Raw genomic sequence first — 12,742 nt, forward strand, 5'->3', positions numbered from 1 at the left:
CTACCGTGTGCTCCAGACGACGAGATGGGGATCTGGGATGGTCAAGGGATTCGGCCTGCGTGGCCGCGGAATGACGGCGCTGATCGTGGCGGCCGTGGTGGCGGTGACACCGGTCGCGGCGGTGAGCGCGTCGGCGGCACCGACATCCGTACCGGCCGCGGCAGCCGCTGCAGCACCGGCAGCCGCAGCCGCAGCACCAGCAGCACCAGCGGCGGCACCGGCAGCCGCAGCACAAGCACAAGCCGCAGCAGCCCCCGCCGCCGCAGCCGCCCCCGCCACCATCGTCGGCGTCCCCTCGAACCGCTGCCTCGACGTCACCGGCAACGTCGACACCCCCGGCACCGGCATCAACATCTACGACTGCGTCGGCCAGCCGAACCAGTCCTGGTCGTTCACCGCCGCCGGTGAGCTCACCACCTTCGGCGGCACCCGCTGCCTCGACGTCGACAAGCAGTCGACCGTGTCGCCCGCCCGCCTGCAGATCTACGCCTGCAACGGTGGCGCGAACCAGAAGTTCACGATCAACTCCGACGGCACGATCCGCGGGGTGCAGTCCAAGCTCTGCCTCGACGTGAAGGGCGCGGCGACCGCGAACAGCAGCCTGGCGCAGCTCTACACCTGCAACGGCGGCGCCAACCAGAAGTGGAAGACCACGCTCGGCGCCCCCGCCGACACCACCGCCCCCAGCATCCCGGGCGACCCGCGGGTCAGCGGCCTCACCTGCGAGAGCGTCACCTTCGCCTGGAACGCCTCGACCGACAACGTCGGCGTCGCCTTCTACGACGTCTACCACGACGGCCAGCTGATGAAGTCGGTCAGCGGAACCACGCTCAGCACCCAGCTCACCGTCGTGGGCGGGGTGAAGTGGGGGCTGTTCGTGAACGCGCGTGACGCATCCGGAAACGTGTCGCAGGCGAGCACGACCGTGCCGATCGCTCCCCCGAACTGCCAGCCCGACACCGTCGCACCCACCGCCCCGACCGGGCTGAAGGCCGCCGTCTCGGGCACCACGGTGACCCTGAACTGGACGGCATCCACCGACGACGTGGGCGTGCGCGCCTACGACGTCTACCGCGACGGCGCGAAGATCGGCTCGATCACCGGCACCGCGACGGTCATCCCCGCCACGACCTTCGTCGACAGCGCGCTGGCCGCCACGACCAGCTACACCTACTACGTCGTCGCCCGCGACGGCCAGGCCAACGCGTCGCCGAAGAGCGGCTCGGTCACGGCGACGACGGGTTCAGGATGCGCGCAGTCGGTCTGCGCCGTGACCCAGGTCGGCACCGACACCGACATCCCCTGGGGTCTCGTGACCCTGCCCGACGGCACCCTGCTCTACAACCGCCGCGACGCGCACGACATCGTGCACCTGAACCCCGCGACCGGAGCCAAGACCACCGTCGGCACCGTGCCCAACGTCGAGAGCACCGACGGCGAGGGCGGTCTCACCGGCCTCGCGATCGCGGCCGACTACGCCAGCACGCACTGGCTGTACATCATGCACACCTCGCCGACCGACAACCGGATCGTGCGCATCAAGCTCGAGAACGACGCGCTCGTACTGAGCAGCGAGCAGGTGCTGGTCAGCGGCATCCTGCGCAACAAGTTCCACGACGGCGGGCGCCTGCGCTTCGGCCCCGACGGCAAGCTCTACGCGAGCACCGGGGATGCCCAGTTCGGCGACAACGCACAGAACCTCTCATCGCTGAACGGCAAGATCCTGCGCCTGAACCCGGATGGCTCGGTGCCCGCCGACAACCCCTTCGGCAACTACGTCTGGAGCTACGGCCACCGCAACCCCCAGGGCCTCGCCTTCGACTCGCAGGGCCGCCTCTGGGAGCAGGAGTTCGGCAACAGCGTGATGGACGAGACGAACCTCATCCAGAAGGGCGGCAACTACGGCTGGCCCGCCTGCGAGGGCACGACCGGCACCTGCGGCACGGCCGGCTTCATCGCGCCGAAGCAGACCTACCTCACCTCGGACGGCTCGTGCGCCGGCATCGCCATCGTGCGCGACGTGCTCTACGTGGCCTGCGAGCGCGGTCAGCGGCTCTACCGCGAGGTCATCTCGGGCTCGTCGCTGACGAACGTGCAGATCTTCTTCAACGGCACCTACGGGCGCTTGCGCACGGTCGAGCCGGCACCGGATGGCGGGCTCTGGCTCACCACCAGCAACGAGGGCGACAAGGACAGCATCCCGAACAACAGCAACGAGAAGCTGCTGCACGTGACGCTGGGGCGGTAGGGGGCGGGGCCGCGTGCCGGCGGGCGGCGGCTTGGCCGCCTCCCGGCCGCGGCCCGCTCGGCTACGGTGTGAGGATGACAGGGGCTGAGAAGGCGGATGCGGGCGGCGCCCGGCACCTGGCCTGGATCCTCCCGATCCTGGCCATCCCGTTCCTCTTCTTCGGCTTCATCCTCATCGCCGGCACGATGTACAACACCGGCGACCCGATCGTGTCCCGGCTCGGACTCCTGCCTCATATCGCCGCTCTCGTCACGCCGCTCGCCGCTCTCGTCATCGCGGCGACCGTGATCGTGCGCATCCTGAGGCAGGCCCGTCTTCGCAGGCCGGGTGCTTTCGAGCGGCGACGGCTCGAGGATGCGCGGCGGCGCGGCCTCACGCCCGAGGAGTACGGCGTCGACAAGGGGAACACCCCGGGCTTGAGCTCCATACGGCCGGTCAACTCGGCGGGTGGGCTGCTCGTGATCTCGATCATCCTGACCGCGCTGGCCGTCTTCCTGCTGGTGATGATCGGGGCCGGGATCCTGCAGAACCTCGGCGTCCTGGCGGCCCCGCCGGATGCCACGCAGCTGAGCCCGGTGCAGTGGGTCTTCACGCTGTTCTCGTTGGTGTTCCCGGTCGTGTCGTGGCGCTACTACCTGCGCGAGCGGCGGGCGCAGGCCCTCCGCGTCGCGCGCGGGCTGCCCCGCGTGCTCGCCCCCAGCGACCGTTCCGGGCCCACGGACAGTTAGGGCGCGGATGCACGCGCCGCATCCGCCGCTGCCTCGAGCGCGTCGCGGGGCGGCCGACCGAGGAGCGTCGCGAGATCCGGGCTGGTACCGGCGAGGAAACCGTGGGCGACCGCGGTGTGGATCGACATCAGCATCGCCGGCTGGAACGGCTTGAGGCCCGCGGCGTTAAGCTGCCGGCGACGATCCTCGAGAGAGATCTCGACGAGCGGCGCACCGACCCGCGCGGCCACCTCGTGGGCGGTGATCGGCGTGCCGACGAGCTCGTAGACGCGGCCGGTGTGGGCAGCTGCGGATGCGCTCTCGACCTGCTCGGCGACGACGGCCGCCGCTTCGGCGAGATCCTCGCGAGTGACAGCCGAGAGTGCCCCGTCGCCGAACGCCGAGGTCAGCTCGGGCCCGGACCACTGCAGCAGCGAGCCGAACAGGTCGGCGTAGAGCCCGTTCCGCAGGATGGTCCACGGGATCGCGCCCTGCCCCAGTCGGCGCTCGGTCCACCGATGGGCCAGCGCGAACGCGAGGTGGTCGCCTTCGCCCGCGAGACTCGTGTAGACGATGTGCGTCACTCCGGCGCGCTCGGCGGCGGCGATCACCGCCTCGTGTCGGGCGATGACCACGTCGTCCTCCGCCTCTCCCGCCGAGACCAGCACGAGGGTGTCGATCCCGTCGAGGGAGATGGTCTCGGGCCGGTCGAAGTCGATGGCGCGGGTTCCTCCGGCGCCGCTCCGGCTGCTGCCGACGACGGATGCGCCGCGCTCGGTGAGGTGGTTCAGGATGGCGCGGCCGAGCCGCCCGGTCGTGCCGGTGACGAGGATCAACGGGTCGCCTTTCGTGATCGTTCAGGTGGTCGTGCGGATAACTAGGCTGATTCTGTTCCGACCCTCGGAGCGGTCACAAGAAGGCACTTCCATGACACTCACGCACACCGGAGTAACCGCCGGCCCGGTCCCCGCCGCCCCCGCAGGCTCGACCTCCGGCTCGGTTTCCGCCGCGATTGCCGACTCGCTCGCCGGCCCAGACTCCGACGCGACCGCAGGCCCTACCCCCGGCTCGCTCGCCGGCCCGGATTCCGATGCGACCGCAGACCCTACCCCCGGCTCGCTCGCCGGCGCGCCCGACGGCTCGCCCGCCGCCCTCGACCCGTGCGGCCGAGAGGATCACCCGGACTGCGGCATCCGCGACGTGCTCGACCGCGTCGGCGACAAGTGGTCGGTGCTGGTCGTTGTCGAACTCGCTTCCGGCACGCGCCGCTTCAGCGAGCTGCAGCGGGCGATCGACGGCATCTCGCAGCGGATGCTCACCCTCACGGTGCGCAGGCTCGAGCGCGACGGCCTCGTGAGCCGGGCCGTCAACCCGACCATCCCGCCGCAGGTGTCGTACACGCTGACCGAGTCCGGTGCGAGCCTCACCCACCTGATCAAGGCCCTCGCCGACTGGTCCCTCGAGCAGCGCCCTGGCATCGCCGCCGCCCGCAGCGCCTACGACGCGGCCAACCCGGGCCACCCCATCCGCTGACCCGCCTCAGTCGCGGGTGGGCTTCCAGACGAGCCACTTCGCCTGCACCTCGGCCTCGAGGTCGACCCCGAAGCGGCCCGCGATGAGCAGCACCTGAGCGAACACGTCGGCGAGCTCAGCGCGGAAGTCGGCATCGAGCTCCTCGGCCGACCGCCCCTTGTCGCGTGCCTGGCCGGCCCGCGCGAGGTACGCCTGCGTCACCTCGCCGACCTCCTCGTTCAGCTTCAGCACGAGCCAGTCATCGGTGCGGTCGATTCCGTTGCTGGCCGCGTAATGCGCCGACACCTCTTCGACCTCTCGCCCCATCGCCCGAACATCCATCCGCTCCCCCTCCGCTGCCGAACCAGCCGCGCCACCCGCGCGCCGCCAACCTACCGAGCTATGGGATGCGATCCGGATCGGCCGACTTCGTATCGAGTACGCCTTGCTCTCTGCCGAACGGTGGCGAAGGATTCTCTGCATGGACGACGAGGGCATTCTCGAGCAGGACCGTCTAGCCATACTCGCCATGCTCGAGGCGAAGCGACTGGGCCTGGCGGAGCGAGCGGGAGGGGTTCTCGCCGGCCCGCCGACCCACGACCGCCCCGATGTCCCGATCTGGGACTACGAGAGTCACGCGCTCGCCCACCCCGAGGTGACCCTGGCCCACCTTGCTGCGATCCGCTTCCCTGTCGTCTTCCTTGATGGCGCGGGTTCCACGGTCACATCGGCAGCAGAGTTCTCTCCCGCCCTCCCGCTCTCGTCGGTGATCGCCCTATGGCGGCACCTTTACGCAACTCGGGTCGTTGTCTGGGACCGCGACACGCGTGCGGTGCACCACCTCGAAAACCAAGACGGCTATCGAGCCGCAGTTCGGAGCTGGAACCCGCCCATCGGCTGACGCTCGGTCAGGAGCACCGACGAATCGGCAGCCGCCCCCGCCCTCGCTGCACCGGGCTCGAGCCGTCAACAACTCCGGCCATCAGACCCCGGGCGGCTCCTCGCTCCGCGTCCGCTCTCGCGTCAGCGCCGAGGCGACGAGCGCGATCACGAAGAATGCCACGGCGAGCCCGACCACGAGCAACAACGCGGTCACCCACGCGCCCGTCAGCAGCGGGAAGACGACGCCGCCTGTCACCGCGAGAACCCCGAAGACCACCGCCAGCGGCAGCAACCACCTCGCGTGGCTCGAACGTCCGGACGACGTCTCAGGACTTCCTCGATCACTCATCACGCACTCCTCTCACGTCCCCGACGCCTAGTTCTCCTGGGAGGAACAGTCGTGCGACCCCAGCGCCAGCGAGGTGATCGCGACCTTGAGCGTCGTGGCGTCGCCATCCGGACCCCAGGTGAAATTGCCCCAGCGATCGGCGGTGTGCGCACCGCGCGGGTTCTCGTAGGCCGCGCTGTACCCGTCGTGAGTGTACGGAAGGCCTTGGAACGCCCAACCCCACCCCACCTCGGTCTCGATGGTGGTGTCCACCCCGGTGATCGCCGCGCCTTCAGCTGTCCAGCTCGAGTCGACCTGAAGGCGGGCAAGGGTCTGCCCGAAGGCGTTGGACTTCGTGTACGAGCACCACGCTGAGTAACTGGATGCGGGACTTCCGTCCGACGCCCCCGACTGCTCAGGGGACGACTCGAGAGAGGAACTCACCGGGATCTGCGCGATCAGAGAGGGATCCGACCACCCGCGTTTCGCCACATCCGCCGGCACGCCCTGCGCCACGGCGGCATCGATGAAGGCTGTTTCGGACCAGCCGGACGGCGGCACGACGGGATCAGCGTGAGCCGCACCGGCCGACCAAAGCAATGGCGCCATCAGACCGCACGCGATCCCGACGACGACTGACTTCCTCGTTTTCATCGTTGCTACCTCTCGAACAGCGACCGACCGCGTCACCATTCTTGACCCCCAAACGGGGCACGCGACAGCTGTTATCTCGACGCGATTGGGAGTAGAGTTATTCTCAGTTTGCGCAGTCGAAAGGGTCAGACGGGGAACTGGGCGAGCTGGAGGAGGTTGCCGCAGGTGTCGTCGAGCACTGCGATGATGACGGGGCCGAGGTCGGTGGGTGGCTGCGTGAAGGCGACGCCGAGCGCGCTGAGGCGCTCGTACTCGGCCTGCACGTCGTCGACGCCGAGCATCAGGAAGGGGATCCCATCCTCCAGCAGCGCAGAGGTGAACGGCTCGACCGCGGGGTGGGCCTTCGGCTCGAGCGAGAGCTGGGTACCGTCCAGGTGATCGGGGTCGACGACGGTCAGCCAGCGATGATCGCCCATCGGCACGTCCGCCGCCACGGCGAAGCCCAGTCGGGACGTGTAGAAGTCGACGGCGCGCTGCTGGTCGTCGACGAAGATGCTCACGGTCTGGAGCTTCATGATGTGCCTTTCTCTAGGATTTCGACGGCCATCGCTCCGAGATCTGCGACAGCGGTGTCGTGTCGATCGTGTGGAATTTGTACCGCCCCCGGCGCACCGAGCGCACCAGCCCCGCCCCCTCGAGCACCTCGAGATGCTGCGAGACGGCCTGCCGCGTAGGCGTCAGATCGTGCTTCATCGCGAGCTTCGAGCACAGCTCGAACAGCGTCTGCTCATCGCGTTCGAGCAGTTCGTCGAGCAGGGCACGACGCGTCCGGTCGGCCAGGGCTTTGTAGACGTCACCCACGCGCCCACCATAGGCAAGCATCCACTTGCCCGTCAAGAGCGAAAGAGCCCGAGAGCGGCGAACGCGCATCCCGGACGCCCGAGTGCCGTTACCCGCCTTCAGGCGTAGCGTTGCCGAAGCGCGCCGGTCGGGCGTCCGTCGAGGTTCTTCCGGGGACAGCTGGGATCGTGTCATGTCGAAGAAATCCGCGCCCACCCGCCCCGTCAAGCGCATCCGCAAAGCCCTTTACGAGGCCGAGCTCGAGCGACTGCAGATCGAGCTCGTCTCGATGCAGCGTTGGGTGATCGAGACCGGCGCCCGGGTCGTGGTGATCTTCGAGGGCCGCGACGCCGCAGGCAAGGGCGGCGCGATCAAGCGCGTCATCCAGTACCTCAACCCGCGCTCGGCCCGGGTCGTCGCCCTGCCGACGCCGAGCGAGCAGGAGAAGGGGCAGTGGTACTTCCAGCGCTACATCGAGCACCTGCCGACCACCGGCGAGATCGTGCTGATGGACCGCTCCTGGTACAACCGCGCCGGCGTCGAACGGGTCATGGGCTACTGCACGCCCGAGCAGTACCGCCTGTTCCTGCGCCAGACCCCGGTCTTCGAACGGATGCTCGTCGAAGACGGCATCACCCTCATCAAGTACTGGTACTCGGTCTCGGACGACGTGCAGGAGGATCGCTTCCGCTCCCGGCTCGACGACCCGATGAGGCGCTGGAAGCTCTCGGACACCGATCTGCAGTCGATCACCCGCTGGGAGGATTACTCCCGAGCCAAGGACGAGATGTTCGAGGCGACCGACCACGCCGACGCCCCCTGGTGGACGATCGAGAGCGACGACAAGCGCTCCGCCCGCCTCAACACGATCAAGCATCTGCTCTCGCAGATCCCGTACGAGCATCGCGAACCCGAGCCCATCGACATCCCGGAGCGCCCGGCCTCGGACTCGTACGAGCGACCCGCGCGCGACCGGTTCCGCTACGTGCCCGACCACGCCCACACGCTGGGTCACGCCCAGATTCCCACCCCCACCGCCATCCCGGAGAACGCATGACCGACGACAGCACGGCCACCGACCGCACGCCCGGCGACAGCCCGGCCGACGACACCACGCGCGCCGACAGCGCGCCCGACAAGCACCTCGACCGCAACGTCACCTTCACCCAGGCCTCGAACACCGAATGGCACGTCGTCGACTCCGACGACGGCACGATCGTCGGCCGCGTCGAGAACACCGGGGACTCCTGGACCGCCTACGACCAGAACGACACCCCGGCCGGCGAGCACGCCACCGCCGAGGCGGGTATGTTCAGCATCGTGAGCACGCCGGCCGTCGGCGAGCGGATGTCCGGCCAAGACGTGCTCGACGACCTGCAGCACGACGACGGCGACCACGAACAGAGCCAACACGAAGAGCGCCGGCCCGGCGAGCGGATGCACGACCACCACGAGGAGACCCGATGACCGACACAGGCGGCCGCTTCATCGACGAGACCGGGCGCAAGCCGCTCACGGTCGACGTCGACGGCACCGAGTACGAGGTGAAGACGAGCGAGCACGACTACGACCTCGAGGTCGTCCGCACCTCCGACGACGTCATCATCGGCTACATCGCCCGTCTCGACTCGTCGGCCTCGGGCTTCGTCGCCCCCTCCGAGGCGAACCTCGTGCTCCCCGCGCCCTACGCGAGCCTCGAAGACGGCATCCGCCACCTCCTCACCCGCCCCGCGACCCCCGGCCCCGGCTCCGCCCCGGCCTGACCCGGTCACGTCGGATGCCCGACACCGTCAAGCCTCGCGCAGCACCCGCTCGGTGACACGCGCCAGGAACGCGAGGGCATCGACGGGAACGCACTCGTCAGCCGCATGGAACAGACCGAACGCGTCGAACTCGTCCGGCACCCGGAGCGGGACGAATCCGTAGCCCCGGATGCCGAGCCGCGCGAGGTGCTTGTTGTCGGTGCTGGCGGGCAGCTGGAACGGCAGGATGCGCGCACCCGGGTCTTCGGCCGAGACGGCGCGTTCGAGCACCGCGAGCAGCGGCGAGTCGAGCGGAGACTCGATCGGCGGGATGAGTTCGCTCCACTCCACCGCGATGTCCCGCCCGACCGCCTCGGCCAGCGTCCGCTGCACCGACTCGTACTCACCCGGGAGCACCCGCACATCCACCCGGGCCACCGCCCGAGACGGGATCACGTTCGGCTTCGCTCCCGCGGCCAGCACCGTGGGCGTCGCGGTGGTGCGGGCTCCGTCGGTGACGAGCCGCCCCGCGGTTCCGAGCCGGGCGAGCCGCGTCTGGAGGTCGTCGGCGGTCCTCATCCCAGCCGAAGTCGCAGCCGCAGCCGCCTCCTCGGTCAAGGCCGCGGGCTCGCCGCCGCCCGGCACTGCCGCGAGAAACGCCTCAAGCCCCGGACTCCGAACGAGCTCGAACCGCAGAGCATCGACCGCCCCGACGGCGCGCGCCAGCGCCACGACGGCGTTGCCCGGAGTCGGTCGAGATCCGTGACCGCCGCGCCCCGTCGCGACGAGCGTCGCGGTCGCGACCCCCTTCTCCGCGGTCGCTACGAGGTACCCGCGCCGATCGCCGCCGAGCGGAACGCTGAACCCACCCACCTCCCCGAGCGCCTCGGTGGCTCCGGCGAACAGCTCGGGCCGGTTCTCGACCAGCCACCGCGCACCCCAGACGCCGCCCGCCTCCTCATCGGCGAAGAAGGCGAAGATCAGGTCGCGCCGCGGCCGCACCCCGTCACGGGCGAACGCCCGGGCGACGGCGAGCACGGTGCCGGCGAAGTTCTTCATGTCGACCGCGCCGCGTCCGTAGAGCACTCCGTCGTGGATCTCAGCACCGAATGGGGGATGCGTCCACTCGGCCTCCTCCACCGGCACGACATCCAGGTGGGCGTGCACGACGAGCGCCCCGGCGTCCGGGTCGCGACCCGCCAGCCGGGCGACCACGCTGCCGCGACCGAGAGCGGGCTCGACGTAGTGCGTCTCGTACCCGGCCTCCTCGAGACGCTCCTGCACGTACCGCGCGGCCCGCGCTTCGCCGTCGCCGATCGTCGCGGCCTCGCCGGTGTTCACACTCGGGATCCGGATGAGGGCCCGGATCTCGTCCAGCGCTTCGTCCTCGAGGGTGCCCTGCACGCTCATCCTGCCTCCGGATCGGTTCCGTTGACGACCCAGTCGCCGATCACCCGGCGCCGGTACGGCCGTGGGTTGTGCGACGTGATCGTGCGGGCGTTGCGCCAGTGCCGGTCGAGAGCGAACCGAGCGCTCGTGCCCGACGATCCCAGGGCGTCGAAGATCTCGGTCGCCGACCGGAGGGCGGCATCGGACGCGACGAGCTGCGCGTGCGACGCGGCGATCCACGACCGGGCGAGCACATCGGCGCCTCCCCGGTCGATCGCCTCGTCGAGTTCGCCGAGCGAGCGGAGGAAGACGGATTCGGCCGCGTAGGCCTCGGCCGCGAGACGCCCGATCACGCCGAGCAGCTCAGGATCGGCGACGGGCGAGTCGACCGTGGCCGTCGGGTAGTTGCGCGTGCGGGCCCTGAGGGCCGCCACCCCGTCGCGCACGACCGCCTTCGAGATGCCGACGAGAAGCGCGTTGAGCGCGGATTGGTAGAACTGGTGCTGGTACGGATAGCGGGTCTCGAAGGCGAACACGTCGCCCTCGTCCACGGCGACGTCACGATAGGTCACCGAACCGCTGCCGGTCAGTCGCTGGCCGAAGCCGTCCCAGTCGTCGCCCACCTCGATCCCGTCCGACCGCATGTCGACGAGCACGACGACCTTCTCCCCCTCCGGCGCGATGGCGAGCACAGTCGAGTAATCGGAGTAGATGCTGCCCGTCGCGTACAGCTTGACGCCGTCCAGCCGCAGGCCCCCGCGGCCGTCGCGTCGCGAGAGCGTCGTCGTGAGCCCCTCGCCACCAGGCACGCCCGGCTCGCTCCACCCACCGCCCACCAGGTTCCCGGCCGCGAGCCGCCGCAGCCACTCTGCGCTCCGGGGATCGGATGCGTCGTTCCGGCGATCCTCGATGAACGAGACGTGATTGCGCCAGAGGTGGGCGAGGTTCACGTCGGCTTCGGCGAGTTCGGCGATCAATCGCAACACGAGCGAGAGGGGGAGGTCATCCCCACCGAAGCGCTCGGGCACCCGGAGACCGGCGAATCCCGCCTCGATGAGCTCGGCGAGTTGCCGACGGGGCGGCTGCCGCTCGCGCTCCCGCGCACTCTCGCCCTCCGCGATCCTCGCGAAGATCGGCCGGAAGCGTTCCGCGACGTCGTCGTACTCGTGGATCGTCACCAGGATGCCCCCCCACCGCCCACGGAGCGTGGCCGCCTCCCACTCCGACCGGAAGAGTCCCCGACGGCGCAGGATCGGCAGCACCTCGTCGATCACGGCGGTGAGCCCGTCGGGAAGCACATCGGGCATGAGGTTGAAGCCGTCGGCGGCGCCGGACAGGAACCAGTCGCTCAGCGTGTCGGCGATGCGCCCCGGCGTGCCGACGATGATCGGATGCCCGTAGCCGCCATACGCACGCAGCAGCTGCCGCACGGTGTATCCGTTCTCGCGCGCGAACCGCACCGTCGTCGCCCGGAACGACAGGCTGGCGCCGAAGCCCGAGATGTCGTCGGGCGCCTCGCCGATCTCCTCCGGCAGCGGCCGATCCAGGTCGAGGGCCCCCACATCGACTCCGAGGATCCCCGACAGCCGGCCGAGCGTGTAGTCGTCGGGAGCCTTCGCCTCCCAGTCGTCGAACCTCCGCGCGGCTTCCTCCTCGGTGCTGCCGATGACGAGGGCGAATCCGGGCAGCACGGCGACGGCGTTCGGATCCCGCCCCGCCTCGGCCGCCAGAGCCTTGATCGACCGGTAGTTCTCCAGGGCCGCCCCGCGCGTCATCTCGGCCGTGAAGACGGCGTCGGCACTCCGAGCAGCGATCTGTCGCCCTGCCGGTGACGCGCCGGCCTGCACAAGAGCCGGTCGCCCCTGGGGCGAGGGCGGCAGGTCGAGTGAAGCGGATGCCGCGAATTCCGTCGACGGAACGGACCCGCCGGTCCCCGCTCCCGCCCACAGCCGTTCGACGAATCCCGTGAATTCGGCGGCGCGGCGGTACCGCTCGTCGCGATCGGCTCCCGCCGCCTCGCCGAAGTTCGCCGCGGTCTCCTTCGTCGCGGTGGTGACGATGTTCCAGCCGGCCCGGCCACCCGAGAGGTGATCGAGCGTCAGCAGTCGGGCGGCGAGCTCGACCGGATCGTTGTAGCTCGTCGACAGCGTGGCCACGAGTCCGATGCGTTCGGTCTCGGCCGCGACCGCCGCGAGGAGCGTGGTCGGCTCGAGCGCACTCGTGGGACGAGCCGACGGGTCGTGCAGCTGCGGCGCATCGGCCAGGAAGAGTGCGTCGAAGAGACCCCGCTCGACCTCCCGCCCGACGCCGATCCAGTAGTCGCGGTCGACGAAGGAGAGCGGGGCGAGGTGCTCGGCCTGCCATGCGGCGGGCCGCTGACCGAGCCCGAGTACGTTGACTCCGAGCACCATCGTGGGCGCGGCGCCGCGGGGGCGTCGGTCGATCTGTCCCCCGTCCCCCGTCGCCACGGGAGTCGTCGGTCGTCCGGTCGTGGTCATCG

General features: G+C 70.0%; 15 protein-coding genes. 7 read left to right on the forward strand and 8 right to left on the reverse strand.

Annotated features, from left to right (window positions below; all coding sequences use genetic code 11):
- The first annotated feature begins 37 nt into the window (after positions 1-37).
- Both HSO01S_RS03325 and HSO01S_RS03330 read left to right on the forward strand, forming a co-directional pair.
- Positions 38-2,248 carry a PQQ-dependent sugar dehydrogenase gene (locus tag HSO01S_RS03325; protein WP_218003762.1) on the forward strand — a complete coding sequence of 737 codons (2,211 nt, stop codon included), beginning with the start codon at positions 38-40 and terminating at the stop codon, positions 2,246-2,248.
- A 74-nt stretch (positions 2,249-2,322) separates the two neighbouring features.
- Positions 2,323-2,976 carry a hypothetical protein gene (locus HSO01S_RS03330; RefSeq protein ID WP_066039177.1) on the forward strand — a complete coding sequence of 218 codons (654 nt, stop codon included), beginning with the start codon at positions 2,323-2,325 and terminating at the stop codon, positions 2,974-2,976.
- Here HSO01S_RS03330 and HSO01S_RS03335 read toward each other — a convergent pair.
- Entirely contained in the window at positions 2,973-3,791 is an 819-nt protein-coding gene (locus HSO01S_RS03335; protein ID WP_066039178.1) for an NAD(P)H-binding protein, read from the reverse strand. The two genes, HSO01S_RS03330 and HSO01S_RS03335, sit on opposite strands and share 4 nt — an antisense overlap.
- A gap of 91 nt (positions 3,792-3,882) precedes the next feature.
- Here HSO01S_RS03335 and HSO01S_RS19675 point away from each other — a divergent pair, with 91 nt between their 5' ends.
- Entirely contained in the window at positions 3,883-4,488 is a 606-nt protein-coding gene (locus tag HSO01S_RS19675) for a winged helix-turn-helix transcriptional regulator (protein WP_084361257.1), read from the forward strand.
- 6 nt (positions 4,489-4,494) lie between these two features.
- On the opposite strand, the gene HSO01S_RS03345 is transcribed toward HSO01S_RS19675, so the two are convergent.
- A complete protein-coding gene (locus HSO01S_RS03345; RefSeq protein WP_066039179.1) occupies positions 4,495-4,809 on the reverse strand; it encodes a nucleoside triphosphate pyrophosphohydrolase family protein in 315 nt (104 codons plus the stop codon).
- Positions 4,810-4,948: 139 nt separating this feature from the next.
- Here HSO01S_RS03345 and HSO01S_RS03350 point away from each other — a divergent pair, with 139 nt between their 5' ends.
- Positions 4,949-5,368 (forward strand): hypothetical protein, encoded by a 420-nt coding sequence (locus HSO01S_RS03350; protein ID WP_066039180.1) that lies wholly within the window; start codon positions 4,949-4,951, stop codon positions 5,366-5,368.
- An 81-nt stretch (positions 5,369-5,449) separates the two neighbouring features.
- Here HSO01S_RS03350 and HSO01S_RS03355 read toward each other — a convergent pair whose 3' ends face one another.
- The 4 genes from HSO01S_RS03355 to HSO01S_RS03370 all read right to left on the reverse strand — a co-directional run bounded on the left by HSO01S_RS03355 (position 5,450) and on the right by HSO01S_RS03370 (position 7,168).
- Positions 5,450-5,698, reverse strand: a complete 249-nt coding sequence (locus HSO01S_RS03355) for a hypothetical protein (protein WP_157078873.1) — start codon at positions 5,696-5,698, stop codon at positions 5,450-5,452.
- Positions 5,699-5,725: 27 nt separating this feature from the next.
- Positions 5,726-6,331, reverse strand: coding sequence for a hypothetical protein (locus HSO01S_RS03360; protein WP_157078874.1), 606 nt, complete (start codon positions 6,329-6,331; stop codon positions 5,726-5,728).
- A 125-nt stretch (positions 6,332-6,456) separates the two neighbouring features.
- Positions 6,457-6,846 (reverse strand): VOC family protein, encoded by a 390-nt coding sequence (locus HSO01S_RS03365; RefSeq protein ID WP_066039183.1) that lies wholly within the window; start codon positions 6,844-6,846, stop codon positions 6,457-6,459.
- Between the two features lie 13 nt (positions 6,847-6,859).
- The gene (locus HSO01S_RS03370; RefSeq protein ID WP_306306967.1) at positions 6,860-7,168 is read right to left on the reverse strand and encodes an ArsR/SmtB family transcription factor; all 309 of its coding nucleotides are present in this window, start codon (positions 7,166-7,168) and stop codon (positions 6,860-6,862) included.
- 136 nt (positions 7,169-7,304) lie between these two features.
- Here HSO01S_RS03370 and ppk2 point away from each other — a divergent pair, with 136 nt between their 5' ends.
- Genes ppk2 through HSO01S_RS03385 form a run of 3 tightly spaced genes read left to right on the forward strand, consistent with a single transcriptional unit; the run spans position 7,305 to position 8,874 of the window.
- Positions 7,305-8,168 carry a polyphosphate kinase 2 gene (gene ppk2 / locus HSO01S_RS03375; RefSeq protein ID WP_066039185.1) on the forward strand — a complete coding sequence of 288 codons (864 nt, stop codon included), beginning with the start codon at positions 7,305-7,307 and terminating at the stop codon, positions 8,166-8,168.
- Positions 8,165-8,578 carry a hypothetical protein gene (locus HSO01S_RS03380; protein WP_066039186.1) on the forward strand — a complete coding sequence of 138 codons (414 nt, stop codon included), beginning with the start codon at positions 8,165-8,167 and terminating at the stop codon, positions 8,576-8,578. Before ppk2 ends, HSO01S_RS03380 begins: the two co-directional genes overlap by 4 nt.
- On the forward strand, positions 8,575-8,874 hold the full coding sequence (locus HSO01S_RS03385; RefSeq protein ID WP_066039187.1) for a hypothetical protein: 300 nt from the start codon (positions 8,575-8,577) through the stop codon (positions 8,872-8,874). Before HSO01S_RS03380 ends, HSO01S_RS03385 begins: the two co-directional genes overlap by 4 nt.
- A gap of 27 nt (positions 8,875-8,901) precedes the next feature.
- On the opposite strand, the gene HSO01S_RS03390 is transcribed toward HSO01S_RS03385, so the two are convergent.
- Both HSO01S_RS03390 and HSO01S_RS18130 read right to left on the reverse strand, forming a co-directional pair.
- Positions 8,902-10,263, reverse strand: coding sequence for a M20/M25/M40 family metallo-hydrolase (locus HSO01S_RS03390; protein ID WP_066039188.1), 1,362 nt, complete (start codon positions 10,261-10,263; stop codon positions 8,902-8,904).
- Positions 10,260-12,740: an LLM class flavin-dependent oxidoreductase gene (locus HSO01S_RS18130; RefSeq protein WP_157078875.1), complete on the reverse strand. Its 2,481-nt coding sequence runs from the start codon at positions 12,738-12,740 to the stop codon at positions 10,260-10,262. Before HSO01S_RS18130 ends, HSO01S_RS03390 begins: the two co-directional genes overlap by 4 nt.
- Positions 12,741-12,742 lie beyond the last annotated feature (2 nt).

Source organism: Herbiconiux solani NBRC 106740, from assembly GCF_001571005.1.
In the GTDB taxonomy this organism is placed as follows: Bacteria; Actinomycetota; Actinomycetes; order Actinomycetales; family Microbacteriaceae; genus Herbiconiux; species Herbiconiux solani.

Bases quoted from the DNA above. Each gene is read 5' to 3' on its own strand.
- HSO01S_RS03325 (WP_218003762.1), top strand. From the start codon at position 38: ATGGTCAAGGGATTCGGCCTGCGTGGCCGCGGAATGACGGCGCTGATC.
- HSO01S_RS03330 (WP_066039177.1), top strand. From the start codon at position 2,323: ATGACAGGGGCTGAGAAGGCGGATGCGGGCGGCGCCCGGCACCTGGCC.
- HSO01S_RS19675 (WP_084361257.1), top strand. From the start codon at position 3,883: ATGACACTCACGCACACCGGAGTAACCGCCGGCCCGGTCCCCGCCGCC.
- HSO01S_RS03345 (WP_066039179.1), bottom strand. From the start codon at position 4,809: ATGGATGTTCGGGCGATGGGGCGAGAGGTCGAAGAGGTGTCGGCGCAT.
- HSO01S_RS03350 (WP_066039180.1), top strand. From the start codon at position 4,949: ATGGACGACGAGGGCATTCTCGAGCAGGACCGTCTAGCCATACTCGCC.
- HSO01S_RS03355 (WP_157078873.1), bottom strand. From the start codon at position 5,698: ATGAGTGATCGAGGAAGTCCTGAGACGTCGTCCGGACGTTCGAGCCAC.
- HSO01S_RS03360 (WP_157078874.1), bottom strand. From the start codon at position 6,331: ATGAAAACGAGGAAGTCAGTCGTCGTCGGGATCGCGTGCGGTCTGATG.
- HSO01S_RS03365 (WP_066039183.1), bottom strand. From the start codon at position 6,846: ATGAAGCTCCAGACCGTGAGCATCTTCGTCGACGACCAGCAGCGCGCC.
- ppk2 (WP_066039185.1), top strand. From the start codon at position 7,305: ATGTCGAAGAAATCCGCGCCCACCCGCCCCGTCAAGCGCATCCGCAAA.
- HSO01S_RS03380 (WP_066039186.1), top strand. From the start codon at position 8,165: ATGACCGACGACAGCACGGCCACCGACCGCACGCCCGGCGACAGCCCG.
- HSO01S_RS03385 (WP_066039187.1), top strand. From the start codon at position 8,575: ATGACCGACACAGGCGGCCGCTTCATCGACGAGACCGGGCGCAAGCCG.
- HSO01S_RS03390 (WP_066039188.1), bottom strand. From the start codon at position 10,263: ATGAGCGTGCAGGGCACCCTCGAGGACGAAGCGCTGGACGAGATCCGG.
- HSO01S_RS18130 (WP_157078875.1), bottom strand. From the start codon at position 12,740: ATGACCACGACCGGACGACCGACGACTCCCGTGGCGACGGGGGACGGG.